The sequence below is a fragment of the Pseudovibrio sp. W64 genome (assembly GCF_001623145.1).
Classification (GTDB): Bacteria; Pseudomonadota; Alphaproteobacteria; order Rhizobiales; family Stappiaceae; genus Pseudovibrio.
In genome coordinates, this window is the sequence record NZ_LMCI01000035.1 from 141,325 (window position 1) to 163,719 (window position 22,395).

Sequence of the window (22,395 nt, forward strand, 5' to 3'; positions counted from 1 at the left end):
TTGCAGACTCCATTCCAGAATTCTTGTTTGTGAGAGATCAGCGTCTCTATGTTTGGTTCAGAGGTTTGATTTGTGCGGCGCAGAGGCATGCTTGCCTCTGCGAAGATTGGAGAAACCGCCTCTAAACGCTGAGCGACAGCGCGAGTGAGATCAAAACGAACAGAATGATCACGAGCGGGATGGCAAACCGAAGCCACTTGTCATAAGGCACCCGCCCAATCGCAAGCCCGCCCATCACAACGGCAAAGGTAGGGTTGAACAGGTTCAACAGCCCACTGGCGGACTGGAAGGCTGTGACCACATATTCTGCCCCTACATTGGAGAACCCTGCCAGCGGGGCCATAATCGGCATGGACAACACAGCAAGGCCTGAGGAAGAGGGCACGAAGAATGACAGCACCAGTTCCAGCCAGAACATCACATTGATAAAGGCAACTTTGCTCAGCCCACTGACGGCCTGCTCGGACCAGTAAAGGATCGTATCGGTAATTGAACCAGCATCCATCACCACAACGATACCGCGTGCAACCCCGATGATCAGCGCGACACCAAGCAGATCACGTGCACCATCCAGGAAGTTGTCGACGAACTCGTGTTCACCTTGTCGGGCAACGATCCCCACGAGAATAGAGGCAGCAAGGAAGAGGGCAGCCATTTCGCCCATCCACCAGCCAAGAACAGCAACGCCGTAGATCAACAGGCCGAATGTGACGACGAAGATCGTCATGATCCAACCGTGCTTCGCCGTGAAATCGGGAATGTCGTCCGTTGAGACACCTTGCAGGAAGTGTTTTTCGTTTTCATCCTTCATTTCGGAAACAAGGGAAGAAGTGTGATCAGCCTTCACCTTTGCAGCGTAACGCATGACCCAAGCCACACAGACTAGCCAACCAACAATCAAGATAAGGAAGCGAAGACCGATGCCGTCTGTAAAAGGCACACCAGCTGCATTAGAGGCGATGACGGTTGCAAACGGGTTGATCGTTGAGCCAAGCGTTCCGATGCCTGCACCCAAAAGAATAACGGCAACACCCGTCATAGAGTCATAACCAGCGCGGATCATCACGGGAATGATGAGCGCGTAAAACGCAAGGCTTTCCTCCGCCATCCCATAGATCGTGCCCCCGGCTGCAAAGAAGGCCATCAGTATGGGGATCATCAAGTTCTCTCGCCCCTTCAATCCCGTCATAATCTTGGCGATCCCTGCATCAATTGCACCTGTTCGGGTCACAACCATCAGGAAGCCACCAATCACAAGAACAAAGACCGCAACATCGATTGCATTTGCCGTGTAGGAGATCGGGTCATAAAGACCTGCAATTGGAGCCATAAAGACTTCAACAGGGCCTTGAGGATTAGCCTCTACCAGATGATAGGTGCCGGGGACCGGCACTTCCTTGTCGAGGATTGGGTTGATCACCCGATCATATTTACCAGCAGGAACGAACCAGGTTGCAATCGCAACGAGAATGATGAGGGCAAATAGAATTGTAAACGCGGTAGGAAACTTGAACTTCGACATTTGCTTTTCCGCTTGGTTATGTGTCGAATGTAAACATGCTCCTGCTACCTAATATCTATGCGTATACTTGCGTCAACATGTCTTGTGTTTCTTGATTAAGCGTCATTGCAAATAAAATATTGTGAAGTGTTGGGGAGTTTTTAAGTAAAGTTGAAGATGATGTTCGAGGTGATCTAACTAAGTTGCAACAAACAACCTACGATAGCGTAAGGCAAACTATTGCAAATCATCTGCTTCTGTCAGATGTTGCATGCGAAAGACATAAATCACGAAATTACAGTGAGTTAACTGAACGAAAAGGACTTCAGAGAAAACTCAATAACATGCAAACTAGTTTTTCCGGGTCGTAATAAGGAACCGAATGCGTGCTTGTCAAGTCAGCACCAATCAGGGAAATGCCCTGTGCTTCCAGCTCAGCCCAATCAAATTCAGCAGCATGTTTTTCATCTGTGACGACAAAATTGAGTAGCTTGTCTGTTGGCGTATCTTCCCCCGCATCAGCGCGCAGATGTTTCAGGAGTGCATCCACCGTCTCATTCGGGCCCATCCCGAATTGCTCAGGATCATTGCCGAGGTTGGGGACATACACTTTCGGGTTTGGGCTACGTGCAATAGACTTGCCCACGCCCTTTGGCAGAAGGTTTGCAATCAGGCTGCTGTGAAAGCTTCCTGGAGGATAGCAGACCATGTCCGCAGTCTCGATAAGATGCTGCTTTTTAGGAGAGACCTCAATCTCCACCGGATCACCTCCAGCCAAAGAACGGGTCAGATAGGTCCGTTGAATCCGGCTTGCAATGGGCGAGGTTTCTTTGCCAGTCATATTATGCTGGCCCACAATGATTTCACCAGAATCCAATTCAACAGCCAGATGCAAACGTGCATCAACAGTCGCCAGAACCGTGCCGAGTGTGTTCACCAGTTTTGAGAACAGGAAGATAATCGGATCAAGCTTCTGATTGTTGTTCAGATACCCCCCGGCAAGGATCAGATTTCCAATGCTGGCGCCTCTCAGATCGAAGTCTGATGGCATCGCATCATGAAAAAATGCTAGCTGATGCCGGATCAGGCGGCGCATTGGATTGGGAACTCGTGCGATCAGTTGATCATGCCCTTCCATCAAATCCACCAGTTCACCGTGCAAGTCCTCAAGAGAAGCCGTTTTTGGAAACCGATGTGTGAAAAGACGGTAGATCTCGGACTGCCCAAGAACACTTTCATCTGCCAGTGCGATCAAGCGTGAGCGCAGATCTCCAATTGCGGGCATACCAAAGGCATGACGTAAAACAGCAGAACTTCCACCGCTATCAAACGGTGTCATCAGGTGAATGGAGTTGTGAGTGTACTGCTTCAAAGCGCGGGCTGTTGGATTAAGCGCGCTTCCTCCGCTGAAGAACAAGAGGGCAGGGCCAAGTTCTGGCAGACGCTTGTAGCGACTGATGCGAACAGGATCTGGTAGGTTTAGACCGCGCGTAACACTGAACTGCTGCATAAATGAACTTGCCCGACTGAGTGATTTTCGATCCCTGTTACCATAGGAGATCTATTCCTCTGGTTTACCGCTAAATTGCAGAAACCACTCAACTAAATAAGCAGCATCCCCAAAGAACTCTAGCGATAATGATTAATCTTTAATGCCTCTAAGAAGCATTAAAGTAAATTTCCAATTAGATATATCAGGAATTCAGTAAAAACTCTGTCAAATCAAAAATGAATATTCGTTGCTCATGAACCAGAGAGATGAAAATAAGAGAAAATACCTGTAGTTCTTGTGGGTTTGATGGGTATTCTTGGTATCTGTATTTGACACCGACAAATTCAGAGGATGTAAAGCTCTGGAAATAATAAAAATAGAGAGAATAACATGAGTTCGCAGGCCCGGCCCGTTGCTCAAGCACAAGCTCAAAACACGTTTAAGTCCATTCCCCAAGCATTCATGGAATCTGTCGAACGCCTTGCCGACAAACCAGCATACTTTGTTCGTGGGAAAGATGGATGGGAAGCAACGAGCTGGACCGAATATGGCGAGCAGGTACGTAACGCTGCAAAAGCACTGCTCGCACTGGGCGTCAATCCTGGTGATGCTGTTTGCATTCTAAGTTACAACCGTCCTGAATGGACCATCATGGACGTGGCTGCCATGATGATTGGGGCTGTGCCAACAGGCATTTACTGGACAGCAGCTGCACCCGAGATCAACTACATTCTGCGCCACTCTCAAGGCCGCATTCTGCTTGCTGAAACCAAAGCCCAGCTTAAAGGTATTGGTGAGCAGGCGGAAAACATGCGCCATCTGCGTAAAACCATTCGCTTGGATGGCCGCGTAGAAAATCCAGATCAATATACATGGGCCAGCTTTATGTCCTTAGGGGAGAACAGCCCGGGACTGGATGCAGAACTTGACCAACGCCTCAATGATATCGCAGCAGAAGACATTGCGCTCCAGATTTACACCTCAGGGACGACAGGGTTGCCAAAAGCCGTGCAGATCAGCCATCGCGCAATCCGTGCAGAATCGGATGCACTGAATCTGGCCTTTAAGCCGACACCAGCTGACCGCTATATTTCCTATCTGCCAATGGCTCATATCGCAGAGCAGTGTGGCACCATTATTCAGGCCTGTGACACTGGCTACCCAGTTTACTACGCCAAGTCCGTAACCAGTCTGGGGGAGCACTTGCCAGAGGTGAGGCCGACTGTAACCTTTGGGGTTCCGCGGATTTTTGAGAAGATCAATGAGAAAGTCGAAAAGCAGCTCAGCAAAGAGAAAGGCTTCAAGGGCAAGCTTATTCAATGGTCTCTTCAAACGAGCAAGGACTGGTACAAAGAAAGCATCAACGGCAAGTCTGCTGGTTTGGTGCTGAACACCAAAAAGAAGATCGCAAACCGCCTCGTACTCGATAAGATCAAGCACAAGATCGGCCTCGACAAAATGCGCATGTTCGTGAGCGGTGGTGCGCCCGTATCCAAACGCGTTCTGGAGGCCTTTACAGGACTGGATATCGTCATCCGCGAAGTCTATGGCCAGTCAGAAAACTGTGGTGGTGCGACCATCAACATCATTGGAGCAACCCGTCTGGGTTCTGTCGGAAAGCCTATGGATGGTGTCACGATCAAGATCGCCGCAGATGGTGAGATCCTCTGTAAGGCAGACACCAACTTCTCTAGTTATGCGCATGATCCTGCCGCAACAGATGAATCTCTGCGCGATGGTTGGCTCTACAGCGGCGATATCGGCTACTTCGACAAGGAAGGCTATCTCTTTATCACAGGCCGTAAAAAAGAGCTTATCATCACGTCTGGAGGTAAGAACATCTCGCCTGCGTTGCTTGAGCAAGACCTTATGGAAATTCCTTTTGTCGAATATGCAGTTGTTGCAGGCAACAATCAGAATTTTTTAAGCGCTCTGATCACCATTGATGGTGCGATGGCACAGCGATTTGCAACTGAGAACAACATCGAGCCGGAAGATGTTTTGAAATCAGATCAGTTGCGGAGTGTAATTCAGGCCAGCATCAAAAAAGTGAATGCACGTCATTCACGGGTTGAGCGTATTCGCAAGTTTGAGATTTTACCGGCTGGCTTCTCGATCCAGACGGGTGAACTGACGCCAACATTGAAGATCAGACGCGCGAAAATACTCAATAACCATGCTGATGCTCTGGAAGCAATCTACAAGCACGACGATTAAAGCAGGTCCCTGATGTCAGAAGCCCCTTGGTCCAGAGGCATGGTCCAAGGGGCTTCCAAGGGATAAAGCAGGGGCCAAAGCTTACCTACTTTTCATCAAGGAACCAGTTTGCTGCATTGTTGTAGCAAATGTCCCTGATCATGCCTCCCGCAAGCTCAAAATCACCCGGAATGTGGCCCTTATCCATCCATTCCCCAACGATCCTGCAAAGCAAGCGACGGAAATACTCGTGTCGAGGGAAAGATAGGAACGATCTGCTGTCTGTCAACATGCCGAGGAACTGCGAAAGCAATCCCATCTGCGCAAGTTGTGTCATCTGGCGTTCCATGCCGTCCAACTGGTCATTGTGCCACCAGCCTGTTCCTGCTTGAATTTTGCCGCCGAAGGAACCGTCCTGGAAATTTCCAGCTGTTGTTACGACAACTTCGTTCTTGGTTGGATCAAGAGAATACAGCACAGTTCTGGGCAATGCTTTCTCACGATCCAAAGTGTCGAGGAACTGGTTGAGTGGATTAGCAAGCTCACGATCATCAATGCCATCACAGCCGACATCTGGCCCCAGCGCTTTGAACATGCGGCTGCGGTTATTCCGTGTCGCACCAATGTGCATCTGCATCACCCAGCCACGTTTTGCGTATTCCTTTCCTAGGAACACCTGAACAGCTGATTGAAATGCAGTCACATCATCAAGACTTAGAGTTGCTCCGCTTTGTCCCTCTTTGAAGATACGGTTCAGCTCAGTACCGGACGGAACCGGGCAGAACAGCATGGAGTCCAGACCATGGTCCGCCGCACGGCAACCATGTCGTCCAAAGTGATCCAGTCGTATGGATAGCGCCTCAAGCAAACGCTCATACTTGTCGATATGGAAACCAACGGTTCTGCTGAGTTTCATGATGTAATCAGGAAACGTCGGCTTATCGATCTTAAAGGCCGGGTCAGGCCGAAAAGTTGGCCGAACAACGATTGTAGAGGTTGGATCCTGCGCGATCATCTTATGCCAGTGCAGGTCATCGCAAGGGTCATCAGTCGTTCCCAGCATCTTCACGTGCTGCATCTGCAACAGGCCACGAGCGGAAAATGGTTTGGTCGTAAGCTTTCCGTTACAAACTTCCCAGACAGTCTCAGCGGACTTCTCTGAGAGGATCACACCTTCCAGCCCGAAGTAGCGATACATCTCCAGATGCGTCCAATGGTACAGCGGGTTCCCAAGAAACTTCGGCATAACAGAAGCGTAGGCGAGGAACTTCTCTTTGAAGCTGGTGTCCTTGCCGGTGATCAGGCTTTCATCAATCCCGGCCCACCGCATAGCACGCCATTTGTAGTGATCGCCCTCAAGCCAGACGCGGCCAATGTCATCAAAGCGATGGTCTTCAGCAATGGTCCGCGGACATAAGTGGTTGTGGTAGTCCACGATTGGCATTTCTGCTGCATAGTCGTGGTAAAGCCGCTGTGCTGCTTCTGTCTCGAGGAGGAAGTCTTGTCCAAGAAATGGCTGCATCGTTTTTGCCCTGAAGGTAGGGGGATTGATCCTGTGACCAATCCCTGAGTATGAGCGTTTGCTCAGCCTGTGGCCGAGCAAGGATTTCCATAAAACCTAGTCAGCCAAATCAGCGACAGCCTGCGCGGCACCTTTTTCTGCCACTGCTTGGTAGGCCTTGTGAACCGCTTTCTTGAACTCATCGTTAGCAACAAGTTCAGATGGGAACACAGAATCCAAGGCAAGCAGAGTATCGACATAGGTTGTTGCGGCGCCGCCGTCTTTGGCGACAATTTCGGCAAGCTTCTCTTTCATCGGATCAACCACTTCGTAGCTTTCGCCATTGCGATCCGCGCGGATGTAGTTCATCCAGCCACCAATACCGAGCACCAGATGACGATAGTCGCCGCCATTGGCCAGATGAAACTTCACAGAGTTTAACCAGCGCTGCGGCATCTTCTGTGTTCCATCAGCAGCAATCTGCCAGGTACGGTGTTTCAGCTTGGAGTTGGAGTAGCGTTTGAGCAATGAGTCAGCGTAGGCCACCAGATCCACATCACCCGGAACATCCAATGTAGGAAGCTGTTCATCCACCATCAGCTTGCGTGCTTCTGCGTAAAATACAGGATCGGCAGCGCAATCCGCAATGGTCTCCTTGCCAGCAAGGAAGCCAAGGTAGGCAAGGAAGGAATGAGAGCCGTTCAGAGTGCGAAGCTTCATCTCTTCAAACGGCTCAACATCCGTAACAAGTTGCGCGCCAGCAAGCTCCCACTGTGGTCGTCCAGCTTTGAAGTTGTCTTCAATCACCCACTGACGGAACGGCTCGCATACGATGCCATTCAGATCAATTTGTCCGCCAAGGCTCTTGCGGATGAGGTCTCGGGACTCGTCAGTCAGCGCAGGCACGATGCGGTCCACCATGGTGGATGGAAAAGAGACATTTTCCTCGATCCATGCAGCTAACTCTGCATTCTGCTTGGCCGCAAACTCACGAACGGCAACTCCGCAGAGCACGCCATTATGAGGTAAGTTATCGCAAGACATCACCGTGATAGGGCCGTTGCCAAGCGCCCGACGTTTCGCAAGGCCGGCGACGATCAACCCGATAGCGGTTTGGGGAGCCTCTGGTGCTTTAAGATCCTGCTGGATCATTGGATTGTCCAGATCCAGCTTCCCGTTTGTAACGCAGTAGCCTTTCTCGGTAATGGTGAGAGAAATGACCTTCAGCTGCTCTTCGGCTAGTCCGTCGATCAGTGTTGATACGCCATCGCGTGCTACGTGCTGTGTCTCGCAAACAGCACCGAGGAGCCGGGTATTGGTGCCCTCATCAGCAGTCTCAACCAACGTGTAGAGGTGACCATTCTCTGCAAGTTTATCGAACAGATCTGGCGTTCCAAACAACTCAATCACCCGCAAGCCCCAATCACCGCCACCGGCAGCAAGTGTTTCGTGCAGATGCATTGCAACGTGAGCACGGGCAAAGGCACCAAAACCAATATGAGCAATACGCGGCTTTAATGATGTACGATCATAAGATGGGACAGACACATCACCTGGAAGCGTATTGAGATCGAGTTTCTGAAATTCAAAAGTCATAGGAGGTGGACCTTATCAAAGCTCATTGAGTGAGAAAGTGTGAGTGTCATCCGAAACCTTTTGTCCGTTCACGACCACAGTCGGAACAAGACCATTCGGTGAGCGGCCTTTGATGAAAACGGAAAGTTCTCGTCCATCAATCTCAAGTGAACCGCTGCGGCACAAAGTTAAAATTTGCTCGTTGGAACTGCAGGAAAGAATCATATGCAAGGTGCTGTGCGTGCCATCGAGCCATTTATGGCTGATGCCATCATCTTCAAAAACAGCAAGCTCTCGCTTTCCGGCGCTTTGGAACGGGAAGATCGCCAGGGCTTCAAGATGGCACTCAGTGGTGTTTTTAGCTGTTGGGTTAGCAAGCGGAATGACGGTACCAGCACGCACGAACAGGGGGAGGCGTTCCAAAGGTGCATCAACAACGATGGTCTGTCCGCTCTTGTGATACGCGCCTGTATCGAATTCGTACCAGCCATCGCCATTATCTGGCAGATAAACCTCACGTATTGTCGCTCCTTGCTCAACCACAGAAGCAACCAACAGGTCCTTGCCGAGCAGATAATCATCCGTCTCCGCAAAGGTGCGCGCGTCTCCTTCGTGATCAAGGAATGTTGGGCGCAAAAGCGGCTCATCCATCACATGCATGTCGTGCAGCATGGTGTAGAAATACGGCATCAGATGCTGACGCAGTTGGATGGCATTGCGGATGAGGGGCGTAACTTCCGGATACATCCAGGCTTCATTGACCGTTGCATCATCATTCCACGAATGGATCGTGAAACGCGGATGCATGACGCCATTTTGAACCCAGCGTACAAACAACTCAGGATCAGGACGAGCACCAGAGAAGCCGCCCACATCGTGGCCGACATTGTAGATACCTGACATCGACAGCCCGAGACCCATCTTGATGTTGTATTTCAGGTTGTTCCAGTCAGTTCGGTTATCACCAGTCCACGTCTGTACATAGCGTTGCAAGCCGGGACAGCCACTGCGAGAGATAAGATAAGGGCGCTCTTCCGATGCATACTCCACCTGTGCTTCATAAGAGGCACGCATCATCAGGAAAGAATGAAGCGGACGAATGAGCCCGACGTCAATCTCTTCACCAAACCCCTGACAGCGAGCAGAGAAATCCCAGATCTCATACTCGTTGTTGTCGTTCCAGGTAGAACCGATACCGCGCTCAAGCAACTGCTCGGTGACGTTGGCTTTCCACCAACTCACAGTATCCGGATTGGTGAAGTCGAGGTGAGAACCTTCATCATCCCAGAACAGAGACCGCTCTGGCTGATCAACCTCACTGTCTTGAATGAACAGGCCTTTCGCTGCCACATCACCATACATAGGATGGTCCTGTAGTAGACATGGCTTGATGTTCGCAGCGAGATGAACGCCAGCATCCAGAAACTTTGAGGTCATGGCCTTTGGATCAGGACATTTCTCGTAGTTCCAGTTGAACACATAGCGTTTGGAGCCAATCGATGTGTAACCGGAGGAGAGCTGGAAACTATCGCAAGGAATGGCGTGCTCTTTGATCAGATCAACAAAGCCTTCCAACTGTTCCTGCGCATTCTCCGCATCGGTGTAATACATGGTCGAGCCGGAATACCCGAGGCTCCATTTCGGCGGGAAGATATGCTTGCCAGTCAGCCAAACCTGCGTCTTGGTCACCTCCAGTAGGGAAGGGCCGAGCATAAAATAATAGTCCAGATCTCCGTCTTCAGCACGGTATGATCTGTAAGGCTGATGATAGTTGTCGATCTCATTGCCAAGATCAAACCAGCAGCTCGCAAGATTGTCGTAGAACACCCCATAAGAGACGCCAGAACCGGTGCGTGTCAGCGTAAACGGCAGATGCTTGTAAAGTGGGTCGGTGGTCTCTGCATCATACCCCATCGCATCCAGATTACGCATTTCGTAGCGGCGACCATTGCGCAGCAGATTGCCAGCTTTTTCACCGAGGCCATAAATCCGGTCATCTGCAGATTGGCTGAAGAAATGCGAGTTCTTGTGGTCTTTGACGCCTAGCATATAAGCGCCTGTAGGCCGTTCGCTGGCGATAACCTGGTATGACCCGTCTTCGCTTTTTGCCTCCCAGATTATCTGAAGCGGCGTTTTCACGCAGACGCGTAAAGCCCGCGTCTCCAGTGTAAGTGTGTCCTCTGCAAGCTCTTGCTTAAACTCTGGCAGCGAAAAGCCTTCGACAGAAAGACGAGACCGGCCTTCAAGCGGTACCGGTGTTTCTGCCGGAGTGATGGACCATGTTCGTCCTTGCCGGAACTCACTATTCTTGCGCAAAAGAACCCGAACAAGCTTGTCTTCAAGAACGAACAGAGAAAGCAGATGCTTGTTATCTACAAGCAGGTCAACCCGGTTCTGTTCGGTCTCGATGTAGGACCACTTACCTAGCGTTTTCATTATGCTTCAACCAGTTTTGTTGGGTGTTGTTATGGTTGCAAAGTGTCTGTCTGTTATCCGCCGTAACCAAGAATGACGCGCGGCAGGAACAGGCTGATTTCTGGAATGAAAGTCACCAGCATCAGGATGGAAATCACCGCTGCATAGAATGGCAGCATTGGTTTGATCAGATCCTGAATAGCAACTTTGCCTACAGAGCAACTGATGAACAACGCACTGCCCACTGGCGGCGTAATGATGCCGATGCACAGGTTGTAGGTCATCATAATACCGAAGTGCACAGGATCCATGCCAAGCTCAGTCGCGACAGGCAGGAAGATTGGTGTGAAGATCAGCAGCGCAGGGGTCATGTCCATAAAGGTGCCAATTACCAGCAGGCAGATGTTGATCACCAGCATGATGATGAATGGGTTTTCTGAGACATTCGCCAGTGCTTCACCAATTGCGTATGGAATGTCAGAGAATGTCATGGCCCAGGACATGCCGATAGAACAACCAATCAGAAGCAGCACGATGGAACTGGTAATGGCACTCTCAAGAATGATGGTGGGTAGATCAGTGACCTTCACTTCGCGGTAAATGCCAACCGCCAGTAGCAAGGTGTAAACCACTGCCACAGCAGAAGCTTCTGTGGCAGTAAAGACACCACCAATGATTCCACCCATGATGATGAAGATGAGCAACAACGGCAGGAAAGCATCAGCGATTTTGAAGAGGATCTCTTTGAAACTTGGCAGCGGGATCAGTGGATAGCCACGTTTCGCAGCAACGATACCAGCCACAACCATCACACCAAGACCCATCAGGATACCTGGCAAGTATCCGGCAACGAACAGCGTTGCCACGGATGTGCCGCCAGAGATCAGAGAGTAAACGATCAGCGTTGAGGAAGGTGGGATCAGCATGCCAGTTGGGCAGGAGGCTGCATTCACCGCAGCAGAAAAGGCAGGGTCATAGCCTTCTTTGCGCTGTAGCGGAGACATGATGCCACCGATTGCAGCAGCAGAGGCTACAGCAGAGCCCGAAATGGAGCCAAACAACATATTTGCCAGCACGTTGACGTGTGCCAAAGCCCCCGGCAAACGTCCGCCAACAATCTTGGCCAGCTCAATCAAGCGGCGTGCGATACCGCCAGAGTTCATGATGTTGCCAGCGAGAATGAAGAACGGGATCGCCAACAGTGTGAAGCTGTCCAGACCACTCGCCATCTTCTGTGAAACAACAAAAAGGGCCTGATCAAACGAGATCAGAAAGGTGATTGTTGCTGTTGCCGCCAGCCCGATTGCAAAGGAGATCGGCACGCCGAGTGTAACGAGAATGCCAAACACACCAAACAGAATAAGACCGCTTTGAAGCTCACTACTTAAAAATTCCATCAGACTTACTCTTATTTTGCAGCAGGATCAGCGGCATCAGGCATCTGGTCGTTTGGACCTGTACCCGTGCCATTGACGAGACCAATGAAGAACTCAATGCAGTAGAACAGCATGATGCCGCCAGAGAACGGAATAGCTGCGTAGATGTAGCCCATTGGAACGCGAAGAGCGGGCGAGACTTGCCCGTTCGCGAGTGTCTTCAGGACCAGTTGTCCGCCGCCGTAAAGCATGACAACACCTGAGAAGAAGGCGATCGCCAGAATGATGAAGTAATCTGAAAACAATTTCCGATTGCCGACCAGCGAGCCGGTTAAAAGATCAATTGCCAGGTGTCTTCGCATTCCAAGCGTATAGGCCGCACCAATCAGGCCGATCCACATAAACATGAAACGAGCAAGTTCATCGGTCACGGTGCTTGGCGTGCCAAGAACGTATCTCGAAAAAACCTGCCAAACCACACACACCACGAGCACGACAAAAACCGACACCGTGACGGCCTTGAGGATCGTGTTAACTATTTTGGTCAGCGCTTGCATTTTATTTCCCTAATCCAGGTGAAGGCGCGGGCTCAGTATGCAGAAAGAATCTACAGTGGGCGACCAATTTCTCCTGAGGGGTTGTTCAGGAGATCTTGAATTCGTGAGAGGGTTTCAGTTGGAGATCTGCAAATCTACGGATATCCAATGAATCCAATTAAATTACCTCTCCTCCAATTAATTGCTGATTTTTGATTATTGGTCAACCAATATGATAAAATGGTTTGACAATGTCGCAGTTTTGTACAAATGTGACATGTGTGGAGAGAGGTTTGGTTGATCTCCTTTCTCCACAATTCAACGGTATCAGCGGAATTGCTCTGACCTCTTGTTTTTCAAGGAAGATGTAGAGACGGGAGCAACGCCAACCAATGGTAGCGTGCTGAAAGATGTATTCTGAGGCAAAGGGAAGGGGAACAAGCTCTCAGTCAGCTATTTAAACTATTTATAACAGTAGCTTGAGAGTTTGGACTATTGGTTTGATACATACATTTCGGAATGATGACACTCTTTGAGTGTACAGAGGTCCCGGTGTGATGATTTTCAGATCAATGGCACATTCGCCTGATTTTCTCAAATACACACAAATAGGTCGACCAACTTGGACGGATGTCCCAACAACGACGAAACCAATATTGGTCAACGAGGATCAGTGATGCTTGAGCGGATGGAAGGTGCCGATAACGGCCTGGCTTGCTTGCATGATGAGGACTATGACGTTCCTTTCAATAAGCAGAATCTGAACAGCAGCACGCTGATTTTCACCGGCGGCCGTAAGGCTGAGTCGCTAAACGGAGAGTGGAACTTCTGCGTCGACCTGCTAGATACCGGCCTGCGTCAGAAATGGTTCTCTTTCACTCCAGAAGCGCGGGAAGATAAGACTGAGCCTTACGATTACGACCCTTATGCAGGCGAAACGGTTCCAGTCCCTTCGTGCTGGTCCATGCTCAAGGACAAATGGTACTTCTTTGAAGGCAGTGCGTGGTACACCCGCTCGCTGGATCTGGATGAACTGTCGGAAGACGAGCGCTTGTTCCTGAGAGTTGGAGCAGCGCAGTACGATTGTAAGGTGTTCCTGAATGGCGAGTTTCTCGGCAACCACTACGGCGGGTCCACACCATTCAATGTAGAGCTAACCGATCACGCAAAATCGGGTCGCAACTGGTTGATGCTGTGCGTAAACAACACCCGCACGCTGGATCGTGTCCCGATGCGAAATACCGATTGGTTCAACTACGGTGGCATTTATCGGGACGTAGAGCTCTATAGAACCCCGAAAACATTCATCTCAGATTTCTTCGCTTACCTGATCCCTGACAGCTCCTACGATAAAATCGTGATTGAGCTGCAGGTCAACGGCCCAGACAGAGCGTCCGTCACAGTCGAATTCAAAGAGTTGGGCATCAAGTCTGAGGTTCCCGTTGACAAAGACGGGTTCGGAAAACTGGTTATCCCATCAAAACCAGAGCTGTGGTCACCAGAACACCCGCGCCTCTATCAGGCAACAGCCTCTGTTGGAGAAGATCGTGTCGAAGACATGATCGGGTTCCGTCAGATAGATCAAGTCGGAACGGACGTTCAGCTCAATGGCAAGCCAATCTTTTTTCGAGGCATCTCCGTGCACGAGGATGACGAGTTTACCGGTAAAGTCTTGCGTGATGAGGATCTGGAGCAACGGTTCCGACATGCTAAAGAGCTGAACTGCAATTTCATGCGGTTCGCCCATTACCCGCACGATGAACGCGCGGCAAAAATGGCAGACCGCGAAGGCATTCTTCTTTGGGAGGAAATTCCGGTTTACTGGGCAATCGACTTCAAGAACCCGGATACCCTCAAAGACGCCCGCAACCAGCTTCAGGAGCTGATCAAGCGTGATCGCAACAGAGCATCTGTCGTCATCTGGTCTGTTGGAAACGAGAACCCAGACACTGACGAGCGCCTCTCGTTCATGAAGCATCTGGTTGATACTGCAAAAGAGATGGACCCGACACGTCTGACTTCTGCTGCCTGTCTCGTGAACCACACCAAGAACCGTATCGAGGATCGCCTGATCCAGCATATCAATGTGATCGGCATTAACGAGTACTATGGTTGGTATGAGGAGAATTTCGACGACCTGATCGACTTCCTGGACAACTCCGAGCCGGGCAAACCTGTGGTCATCTCCGAAACTGGTGCAGATGGTTACATCGGTGAGGGGAAACTGGAGAAGGGCTTCTTCAGTGAGAGTTACATGGCTGAGGTTTACCGCAAGCAGATTGCCACCTTACGCCAGCGAGAATTCGTAAAGGGCATCTCACCATGGATCCTCTATGATTTCCGTGTCGAACGTCGACAGAATATGTTCCAGCAAGGCTGGAACCGCAAAGGCTTGATCGCCTCAGACAAGAAAACAAAGAAAACAGCCTTCAAACTTCTTGCAGATTTTTATGCAGAGCTGAAAGCGAAAAACTGATCTGGATTGCACCATGACATTAGACTCGAACAGAAGACGTTATCAGGATGTGGCAGAAGAGCTGGTTCGCGATTTGGCGAACGGTGCTTTTGCAATTGGTGACAAGCTCCCTACAGAGCGCAAGATTTCTGAGGATCTGGGCGTTAGTCGGTCGCTGGTCAGAGACGCGATGATCATGTTGGAAGTGCAGGGACTTGTCGACGTCCGCAAAGGCTCAGGTACTTATGTCCTCCGTCTTCCGGGCGATGTGACACCAGACAGTTCACTAGAGCAGGACATTGGCCCATTTGAACTGCTGCAGGCTCGCCAGCTGCTGGAAAGCAACATTGCAGCTTTTGCCGCAACAATGGCGACCAAAGCTGATGTGATGCAGATGCGCGAGACGCTGGCAAAGGAACGGGTTGAAATTGAATCTGGTTCGGGAAGTCACAAAGCTGACGAGGAATTCCACCGTCTGGTCGCTCAGGCAAGCCAGAACTCTGTCCTGACTGAGTCTGTTGAGCATCTTTGGACCCTGCGCAAGCGTTCTCGCATGTGGGAGCAACTGCATCAGCGCATCTTTGACCAAGGCTATCAGATTAAGTGGTTGGATGATCACCAGGCAATCCTGTCGGCGCTGCAATGCCGGGATCCGCAAATGGCCCGACAAGCCATGTGGCAGCATCTGGAGAATGTGCGCATGACACTGTTGGAGCTTTCAGATGTCGATGATCCTGCATTTGACGCATACCTGTTTGATACCGATCCGCTGGCAGCGGTGAGCGATCTCAAAAAATAACCGAAGTGAAATGTTAAACCGGGCTTTGGCCCCAAAATTTGAAAAGCAAAGAGCTAAACATGGAACAGACTTGGCGCTGGTATGGCCCACATGATCCGGTCACTCTCAAAGATGTTCGGCAGGCAGGGGCAACGGGCATTGTCACCGCTCTCCATCACATCCCGAATGGCGTAGTGTGGCCAGTTGAAGAAATTCAAAAGCGCAAAGACGAGATCGAAGCTGCCGGTCTTGTCTGGTCTGTTGTCGAAAGTGTTCCGGTCCATGAGCATATAAAAACGCGCACTGGGGATTTCGAAAAGTATATCGAGACCTATAAGCAATCTATCCGCAATCTAGTGGCCTGCGGCATCACCAAGATCTGCTACAACTTCATGCCTGTACTTGACTGGACACGTACAGATCTGACCTACGAACTAGAAACAGGCGCGACCTGTCTTCGCTTTGATGCAGATGTCTTCACAGCCTTCGATATCTTCATGCTCGAGCGCCCGAACGCTAAAGAAGAATACTCTGCAGAAGAAGTTGCGCGCGCAACCGCTGTCTTCGAGGCGATGTCTCAGGAAGATAAAGATGGATTGGTTAGAACGATCCTGGCCGGCCTTCCTGGGTCGGAAGAATCCTACACGGTTGCAGATATTCGCGCCCACCTGGAGCGCTACAACGGCATTGATGCGGATAAGCTAAGAGAGCATCTGGCGCTGTTCCTCAAAGAGGTCATTCCAGTGTGTGCAGAAACTGGAGCGGTGATGGCAATCCATCCGGATGATCCTCCGCGCCCGCTGCTGGGCTTACCGCGGGTATGCTCAACTGAATCCGATTATGAATATATTTCGAAGGCAGTCGATGTACCTGAAAACGGCTTTACATTCTGCACTGGCTCTCTGGGTGTTCGGGCTGATAATGATCTTGTAGGCATTGTGCAACGCTATGCCAAGCGCATCCATTTCGTCCACCTGCGGGCCACCAAACGCGAAGACAATCCGCTGTCCTTCCACGAGGCGGACCATCTGACTGGTGATGTTGATATGGTTGGTGTGATCTCAGCCTTGGTGGATGAAGAAGAGCGTAGGAAAGCATCTGGCTCTGATGATCTGATACCGTTCCGCCCAGACCACGGCCATGCCATGCTCTCAGACCTGCAAATGAAATCTGCGCCGGGTTATCCAGCAGTGGGCCGTTTGCGTGGCCTTGCAGAGTTACGCGGTGTTGAAACAGCAATACGAGCGATGCGCGAACCTGCATAAGCTAAATTCAGAAAACAAACATCGATAAGCCGGGGCATTGCTCCGGCTTTTTTGTACTCACTGTGAAATCAACGAATATTTTATTTGTGTAATATTATTACATAACATATAAAAGCCATCCCCTTCGTGGTGCTGCCCACGGTGAGTTGAGGTGCCTATTGTGCAATTGATTGAGATGGATGGAGTTGGGATCAAACGGCAAGGCCGTTGGTTGATCCAGAATGTGACTCTGAGTGTGAAAGCTGGTGAGATTGTAACGCTCATCGGGCCGAATGGAGCTGGCAAAAGCACGACCGCGAAAACCGCATTAGGCGTGTTGAAAGCAGATGCCGGAAAGATCAAGCGCAAACCCAATCTCAAAGTCGGCTATGTCCCTCAAAAGCTTGCCGTGGACTGGACAATGCCTTTGACTGTCGGCCGCTTGATGAGCCTGACCGCCAAACCGTCTAGGGCTGAGATTGATAAGGTGCTGGAGAAAACGGGCATCTCGCATCTCATCAATGCCAATGTGCAGCAGCTTTCGGGTGGTGAATATCAAAGAGCACTGTTGGCAAGAGCGATCCTGCGCACACCAGACCTTCTCGTTCTGGATGAGCCGGTACAGGGTGTCGACTATTCCGGTGAGATAGCTCTTTACAATCTGATCCTCCAAATTCGTGAGGAACTGAACTGCGGTATCCTGCTCATTTCGCACGACTTGCACGTGGTGATGGCGCAGACAGATACAGTGGTCTGCCTTAACGGCCATGTGTGCTGCAGCGGCGCACCGGAACATGTGGCAGCTTCTGATGCCTACAAGCAGCTCTTCGGGGATGCTGCCTCACAGTCTCTGGCGATCTACCACCATCATCACGACCACAGCCACAAGGCCGACGGAACAATTGTTCCATCCAAAGGGGATTCTGGAGACTGCTGCAATCATGGATGATTTTATTCTAAGAGCCATGTTGGCGGGGATTGGACTTGCTCTCGTCAGCGGACCACTCGGCTGCTTCGTCGTCTGGCGTCGGATGGCCTATTTCGGCGATACCATGTCCCACTCAGCGCTTCTTGGCGTTGCGCTTGCCTTCCTGTTGAACATCAATCTCATGGTAGGCGTACTGGGTGTGACAGTAACGGTCTCCTTGTGTTTGCTCATCTTGCAAAAACGGGGGGCGCTCTCAACGGATGCTTTGCTGGGGTTATTGTCGCATTCGGCTCTTGCGCTCGGCATGGTCCTGATTGCGTTCATGAGCTCAGTGCGTTTTGATCTGCTCTCTTTGCTGTTTGGGGATATCCTCGCTGTTGGCAATGAGGACGTCATTGCAATTTACGCCTGCGCCGCAGTTATTCTCGGTTTGATGTACTTTCTCTGGCGCCCATTGCTGGCGTCCACGGTCAATCGGGAACTGGCGGAAGCTGAAGGTTTCAATCCAGACCTGACACAGCTCGTTTTTATGGTCATGATGGCAGCAATCATTGCTATTGCCATGAAGATTGTCGGCGTTTTGCTGATCACTGCGCTTCTGATTATCCCAGCAGCGACAGCGCGCTGGTTTGCCAGAACACCGGAGCAAATGGCCGTTGCCTCATCTATCATCGGTGTGGCGAGTGTTATCCTTGGTCTGGAAGGCTCACTGCAGTTTGACAGCGCATCCGGTCCATCCATCGTTGTGGCCAGCCTGTGCTTATTTTTGCTTTCATTGTTTGCATCCCGGCTGATAAACAGAGTATTGGGAAAGGAGCGAGGGCAGTAGAGCGTATTCCCCAAAAGTGGTTCCAGTTTTTGGATAAGAAGACGCTTGAGAACAAAGTGTTCTGGCTTGATGCGTGAATGCATAGGAACGCAACAAGCTTTGGAGTGAAAGAAGTGGCAATGGCAACTGCAGAAGTGAAGCTCACTAAAAATCAGCGTCTGGTTCTGGATTTGCTGTGCGCTTCAGATGCACCTATGAGTGCGTACTCCATTTTGGATCAACTTCGCTCTGAGGGACTTCGCGCACCATTGCAGGTCTACCGTGCTCTGGACAAGCTCATCGGGCTGGGCCTGATCCATCGTCTCGAAAGTATGAACGCTTTTGTCGCGTGTGCACATCCCTCATGTCATTCTGTAGAGATGGTTGGCTTTGCGATTTGTGAAGCTTGTGGCAAGGCGCTGGAATTTGCTGACAATGATGTCGCGGAAATTCTGAGCGGTTGGGCCAGCGCGAATGGCTTTGATGCCAAATCAACCTCCATCGAGATTAAAGGCACCTGTGCATCCTGCCAAGGAAAGTTGGAAAACTCTTCAGGAACTGAGTGAAAATCTGCGCCGTAGATCAAAGAGGCTGGGTACATCACTCTCTGTGTGGTGCAGTTCTGAAGGTTCGATCAGTTCTCGCGAAATCCAGTTTGTCGTGTAAAGCAAAGGCTTCTTCTGTTGGCGCGACGTTGGTTGGCCGCCAAACCCGCTGCCATCGACAAGAATAAGATCACTTGGAAGTTTTCGTCGAAGTTCGGAGAGGCTGGAAAACAGCAGGGATCGATTCTTACTACACACCTGTAACCCAGTAGCTCGTTCTGCAAGTCTTGCAAGGATATCCGGGAACGAGCGTGTACGTTCACTCACCACATACCTCAGGAAAATGCCGGGTGAGTAATCCCCGAACAGACCTTCAATGTCGTCCTCCGGGTGTACTTCGCTCCAATTTCGAAACGGAACATATAGCGCATTTTCGTTGTTGTAGAAGGCTTCATGGCTAACCGTGTTGAAGTGGCCTTGATGTTTGGACGAAAACACAAGGTTCAACTGGCTCTGCTCAGGCGCGACAGCTTCGTCTATAATGCGGAGCCCACCATTATAGAGCGGATCTCCATAGGCAAGCACAAGTGCACCAGAAATACGTTGAAACGTCTGGTCAAACTCTCTGTCGGGTGAGGGACCGATGCTTAAGAGTAAATCAGAAGCAACAAGGGTGCGCGTGGGGATCGGACATATACCGCCATGATCGCTCCAAATGACCTCAAGGTCGCTCAAACTGGCAAAATCGCTTGGCTGCACAGTTTTCTAGTCCTCTGAAAGATTGAAGCCGGGCCTTGGGAGCCTACAAAATCAATAATGAGGAAAAGTTGACGCTACGGCAAGTGCGTGTAAGGCGCAAATAGTCAAACTGGAAAAACAAATTGCTTGCTGTGGCAAGAGCGCTACAGCAATGCCACCTGTTGGACTGGTCGTTGCTGTATCACCCGTAAAAGGAAGGAGAATAAACTGCGGCGAGGGAGCGGTATTCTCGCCACAGGTGTGTCAGTTCCGTTTAAGGAGCTGCAACATACGTTGGCTGCAATGTGGAGGACGGTGTCACACCAGCGCCCGCGCCTGAGATTTTGTAGCCATTGGCTCCGCGGCGTGCATTGGTCTTGGCTCGCGCTGCTTTGCGGTTACCGCCACGATAATCCACGTTGATGCCCAGCTCATTGATCATTGCGACCAGCTGAGAGCGGGAATAGAAGCCCAGGGTGCTCAGCAGTGCAGAAACATGATGCTTCACGGTCGCTTCGGAAATTCCGAGCTCATGAGCGATCTGTTTGTTCAACTTACCTTCTTTCAAGTAAGTCAAAATGGTTGCCTGACGGCGTGTCAGATTGGCCAGACCTTCATAAAAGTCGATACCAAATGCGTTCTGTGCATCTTCGGATTCTGTGGTCACCTCAACAGTGCCGCCGGTCAAAATCGCTTTGAAGACAGAAAAATCAGCAGTCTTTGGAACAGCTGCACTTGCACCACGGGCAATGAAGTAATCTGCAAGGCCCGGATTGTCTTGCTCAAGCAGCATGACAAGGCTGGAAATCTCATAGGTCTCCAGCAGTGCGGATGCCGTGCCGAGTCCTGGTGCCCCCTTCATACGAGGGTTCACAAGTACCACTGCGGAAGGGTGAAGTTCTACCCAAGTCTGCAACTCGGAAAAGCTTTTCGTCACAAGTACATTCACGCCATGACACTCATTGGAGTAGATACTCGCAAGTGCTCTGGAAAATGCCGGATGTGGATCACCAATAATAACAGTGTGCATGGAAACCTTCTCCCTTAGGGTTCCAACAGTGGACTGACGCTCCCGATACATAATTTCTCCTCCCTAAACTATGCACTACGTGTTTCGTCTTATCTCTTGAAAAAAATACATGCATATGGTTTTTTTACAAGCGTTGATGTGAGGCTCCATGAAAAATAATTTTCAAGATACCGGCGAAACGCGAAAATCTACTCAGGCAGAGAAGAGTGACCGCATGCGTAAGGAGATCCTCCTTGCGGCTATCAGCTGTTTGCACGAATTTGGCTATCACCGTGCATCTATTAAGAAAATTACCGAAAAGACCAGATTTTCGCAGGGTGCGCTGCAGCATCATTTCTCGACTAAAGAAGATCTGATGGTCTTTGTTCTGGAAAGGTTGCTCGCGAAATCCGTTAGGTTGACTTTGGAGTGGTTGAACGAAATCGGTGAGGATAAAAGCAGAATTTCTGAGCTGACTATCAAATGGTGGACGAATCAGGCGAACTCTCCTGAGTACCTCACCATGGTGGAAATTCTTGTTGCAGCGCGAACGGAAGACTCGCTGCGTCGCCGCATCAAACCCACCTTCGACAACTTCGCAAAAGTGACTGACGATCGAATTCTGGCAATTTTTGATAGCAATAAAATAAGTCAGACAATCGCACGTACGCTCATCACAGCCTCGCGTCAGATGATGACAGGCCTGATCAGCTCAGATGGTTTGTTTATGAAGGAAGAAGATAAGCAGGCCTACATCGAGCACTGGGCGATGTTTTTGCAGCAACTTATCGAGCATAGAATGCAGGAATCTGCGTAGACTTTAGTCTATGTGGCATCCGGGCACGTGGCCCGAATGCACGATCTTTTAGCAGCCGAGATTACATCAGCTGGCTAAGTTTCATTGCAACGCTCATGTCACCATCAATAGTGAACTTGCCCTGCATGAATGCCGCTGTTGGGTCCAGATCGCCAGCAATCAGAGACTGAAGGTCTTCAAAGGTAACGCCGATTGTGCAATCAACGTCTTTGTTGTCGGTGGAGATGGAATTGCCATCAATCACCAAAACACCTTCGTCACCACAGTCAAACTTGATTGAGCTGTCAAAGTCGCTGGATTCTACGCGGCCTTTCAGGTCATTCAAAAGTGCGTCCATGCTCATATTTGTTCCCTCCATCTGTTAAATTACAGTGTTTGAAAAATCCGGGCAGATGCCTAAGATGTTCTAAGTAGCGCACTACGTATTACGCATCAGGCATCGTGTTAACGTAAGCGTAATTCAGCATGCGTTGAATGTAAA

The 22,395-nt window shown here is 50.3% G+C and carries 18 protein-coding genes; 8 read left to right on the top strand and 10 right to left on the bottom strand.

Features of this window, described 5'->3' with window-relative positions:
• Window positions 1-121 precede the first annotated feature (121 nt).
• Both PsW64_RS16185 and PsW64_RS16190 read right to left on the bottom strand, forming a co-directional pair.
• Window positions 122-1,522 (bottom strand): YfcC family protein, encoded by a 1,401-nt coding sequence (locus PsW64_RS16185; RefSeq protein ID WP_057464770.1) that lies wholly within the window; start codon window positions 1,520-1,522, stop codon window positions 122-124.
• Between the two features lie 304 nt (window positions 1,523-1,826).
• Window positions 1,827-3,011 (bottom strand): GAK system CofD-like protein, encoded by a 1,185-nt coding sequence (locus PsW64_RS16190; protein ID WP_063304234.1) that lies wholly within the window; start codon window positions 3,009-3,011, stop codon window positions 1,827-1,829.
• Window positions 3,012-3,383: 372 nt separating this feature from the next.
• On the opposite strand from PsW64_RS16190, the gene PsW64_RS16195 reads away from it, so the two are divergent.
• On the top strand, window positions 3,384-5,210 hold the full coding sequence (locus tag PsW64_RS16195; RefSeq protein ID WP_063304235.1) for an AMP-dependent synthetase/ligase: 1,827 nt from the start codon (window positions 3,384-3,386) through the stop codon (window positions 5,208-5,210).
• An 85-nt stretch (window positions 5,211-5,295) separates the two neighbouring features.
• On the opposite strand, the gene uxaC is transcribed toward PsW64_RS16195, so the two are convergent.
• The 5 genes from uxaC to PsW64_RS16220 all read right to left on the bottom strand — a co-directional run bounded on the left by uxaC (window position 5,296) and on the right by PsW64_RS16220 (window position 12,613).
• A complete protein-coding gene (gene uxaC / locus PsW64_RS16200; protein ID WP_063304236.1) occupies window positions 5,296-6,711 on the bottom strand; it encodes a glucuronate isomerase in 1,416 nt (471 codons plus the stop codon).
• Window positions 6,712-6,807: 96 nt separating this feature from the next.
• Window positions 6,808-8,286, bottom strand: a complete 1,479-nt coding sequence (locus tag PsW64_RS16205; protein WP_063304237.1) for a mannitol dehydrogenase family protein — start codon at window positions 8,284-8,286, stop codon at window positions 6,808-6,810.
• 15 nt (window positions 8,287-8,301) lie between these two features.
• Window positions 8,302-10,701 (bottom strand): glycoside hydrolase family 31 protein, encoded by a 2,400-nt coding sequence (locus PsW64_RS16210; RefSeq protein ID WP_063304238.1) that lies wholly within the window; start codon window positions 10,699-10,701, stop codon window positions 8,302-8,304.
• Between the two features lie 53 nt (window positions 10,702-10,754).
• The gene (locus PsW64_RS16215; RefSeq protein WP_057464764.1) at window positions 10,755-12,077 is read right to left on the bottom strand and encodes a TRAP transporter large permease; all 1,323 of its coding nucleotides are present in this window, start codon (window positions 12,075-12,077) and stop codon (window positions 10,755-10,757) included.
• Between the two features lie 11 nt (window positions 12,078-12,088).
• Window positions 12,089-12,613 (bottom strand): TRAP transporter small permease, encoded by a 525-nt coding sequence (locus tag PsW64_RS16220; RefSeq protein WP_063304239.1) that lies wholly within the window; start codon window positions 12,611-12,613, stop codon window positions 12,089-12,091.
• Window positions 12,614-13,268: 655 nt separating this feature from the next.
• Between PsW64_RS16220 and PsW64_RS16225 the strand changes: the two genes are divergently transcribed.
• The 6 genes from PsW64_RS16225 to PsW64_RS16250 all read left to right on the top strand — a co-directional run bounded on the left by PsW64_RS16225 (window position 13,269) and on the right by PsW64_RS16250 (window position 19,371).
• A complete protein-coding gene (locus PsW64_RS16225; RefSeq protein ID WP_063304240.1) occupies window positions 13,269-15,068 on the top strand; it encodes a glycoside hydrolase family 2 protein in 1,800 nt (599 codons plus the stop codon).
• Window positions 15,069-15,081: 13 nt separating this feature from the next.
• On the top strand, window positions 15,082-15,846 hold the full coding sequence (locus tag PsW64_RS16230) for an FCD domain-containing protein (protein WP_063304241.1): 765 nt from the start codon (window positions 15,082-15,084) through the stop codon (window positions 15,844-15,846).
• A gap of 59 nt (window positions 15,847-15,905) precedes the next feature.
• Complete coding sequence (gene uxuA, locus PsW64_RS16235) at window positions 15,906-17,090, top strand: mannonate dehydratase (protein WP_063304242.1); 1,185 nt, start codon at window positions 15,906-15,908, stop codon at window positions 17,088-17,090.
• Window positions 17,091-17,250: 160 nt separating this feature from the next.
• Window positions 17,251-18,018 carry an ATP-binding cassette domain-containing protein gene (locus PsW64_RS16240; protein WP_063286937.1) on the top strand — a complete coding sequence of 256 codons (768 nt, stop codon included), beginning with the start codon at window positions 17,251-17,253 and terminating at the stop codon, window positions 18,016-18,018.
• Entirely contained in the window at window positions 18,011-18,826 is an 816-nt protein-coding gene (locus tag PsW64_RS16245; RefSeq protein WP_063286938.1) for a metal ABC transporter permease, read from the top strand. Before PsW64_RS16240 ends, PsW64_RS16245 begins: the two co-directional genes overlap by 8 nt.
• A gap of 119 nt (window positions 18,827-18,945) precedes the next feature.
• Entirely contained in the window at window positions 18,946-19,371 is a 426-nt protein-coding gene (locus tag PsW64_RS16250; RefSeq protein ID WP_063304268.1) for a Fur family transcriptional regulator, read from the top strand.
• On the opposite strand, the gene PsW64_RS16255 is transcribed toward PsW64_RS16250, so the two are convergent.
• On the bottom strand, window positions 19,357-20,109 hold the full coding sequence (locus PsW64_RS16255; protein WP_063304243.1) for a hypothetical protein: 753 nt from the start codon (window positions 20,107-20,109) through the stop codon (window positions 19,357-19,359). The genes PsW64_RS16250 and PsW64_RS16255 overlap by 15 nt on opposite strands.
• A 253-nt stretch (window positions 20,110-20,362) precedes the next feature.
• Window positions 20,363-21,169 carry a response regulator transcription factor gene (locus PsW64_RS16260; protein WP_057464756.1) on the bottom strand — a complete coding sequence of 269 codons (807 nt, stop codon included), beginning with the start codon at window positions 21,167-21,169 and terminating at the stop codon, window positions 20,363-20,365.
• 97 nt (window positions 21,170-21,266) lie between these two features.
• Here PsW64_RS16260 and PsW64_RS16265 point away from each other — a divergent pair, with 97 nt between their 5' ends.
• The gene (locus PsW64_RS16265) at window positions 21,267-21,914 is read left to right on the top strand and encodes a TetR/AcrR family transcriptional regulator (RefSeq protein WP_063304244.1); all 648 of its coding nucleotides are present in this window, start codon (window positions 21,267-21,269) and stop codon (window positions 21,912-21,914) included.
• Between the two features lie 61 nt (window positions 21,915-21,975).
• On the opposite strand, the gene PsW64_RS16270 is transcribed toward PsW64_RS16265, so the two are convergent.
• Window positions 21,976-22,257 (bottom strand): SCP2 sterol-binding domain-containing protein, encoded by a 282-nt coding sequence (locus PsW64_RS16270; protein ID WP_057464754.1) that lies wholly within the window; start codon window positions 22,255-22,257, stop codon window positions 21,976-21,978.
• Between the last annotated feature and the right edge of the window lie 138 nt (window positions 22,258-22,395).

Coding starts and splice junctions, on each gene's coding strand:
- PsW64_RS16185 (WP_057464770.1), bottom strand. CDS start 1,522: ATGTCGAAGTTCAAGTTTCCTACCGCGTTTACAATTCTATTTGCCCTC.
- PsW64_RS16190 (WP_063304234.1), bottom strand. CDS start 3,011: ATGCAGCAGTTCAGTGTTACGCGCGGTCTAAACCTACCAGATCCTGTT.
- PsW64_RS16195 (WP_063304235.1), top strand. CDS start 3,384: ATGAGTTCGCAGGCCCGGCCCGTTGCTCAAGCACAAGCTCAAAACACG.
- uxaC (WP_063304236.1), bottom strand. CDS start 6,711: ATGCAGCCATTTCTTGGACAAGACTTCCTCCTCGAGACAGAAGCAGCA.
- PsW64_RS16205 (WP_063304237.1), bottom strand. CDS start 8,286: ATGACTTTTGAATTTCAGAAACTCGATCTCAATACGCTTCCAGGTGAT.
- PsW64_RS16210 (WP_063304238.1), bottom strand. CDS start 10,701: ATGAAAACGCTAGGTAAGTGGTCCTACATCGAGACCGAACAGAACCGG.
- PsW64_RS16215 (WP_057464764.1), bottom strand. CDS start 12,077: ATGGAATTTTTAAGTAGTGAGCTTCAAAGCGGTCTTATTCTGTTTGGT.
- PsW64_RS16220 (WP_063304239.1), bottom strand. CDS start 12,613: ATGCAAGCGCTGACCAAAATAGTTAACACGATCCTCAAGGCCGTCACG.
- PsW64_RS16225 (WP_063304240.1), top strand. CDS start 13,269: ATGCTTGAGCGGATGGAAGGTGCCGATAACGGCCTGGCTTGCTTGCAT.
- PsW64_RS16230 (WP_063304241.1), top strand. CDS start 15,082: ATGACATTAGACTCGAACAGAAGACGTTATCAGGATGTGGCAGAAGAG.
- uxuA (WP_063304242.1), top strand. CDS start 15,906: ATGGAACAGACTTGGCGCTGGTATGGCCCACATGATCCGGTCACTCTC.
- PsW64_RS16245 (WP_063286938.1), top strand. CDS start 18,011: ATGGATGATTTTATTCTAAGAGCCATGTTGGCGGGGATTGGACTTGCT.
- PsW64_RS16250 (WP_063304268.1), top strand. CDS start 18,946: ATGGCAACTGCAGAAGTGAAGCTCACTAAAAATCAGCGTCTGGTTCTG.
- PsW64_RS16260 (WP_057464756.1), bottom strand. CDS start 21,169: ATGTATCGGGAGCGTCAGTCCACTGTTGGAACCCTAAGGGAGAAGGTT.
- PsW64_RS16265 (WP_063304244.1), top strand. CDS start 21,267: ATGAAAAATAATTTTCAAGATACCGGCGAAACGCGAAAATCTACTCAG.
- PsW64_RS16270 (WP_057464754.1), bottom strand. CDS start 22,257: ATGAGCATGGACGCACTTTTGAATGACCTGAAAGGCCGCGTAGAATCC.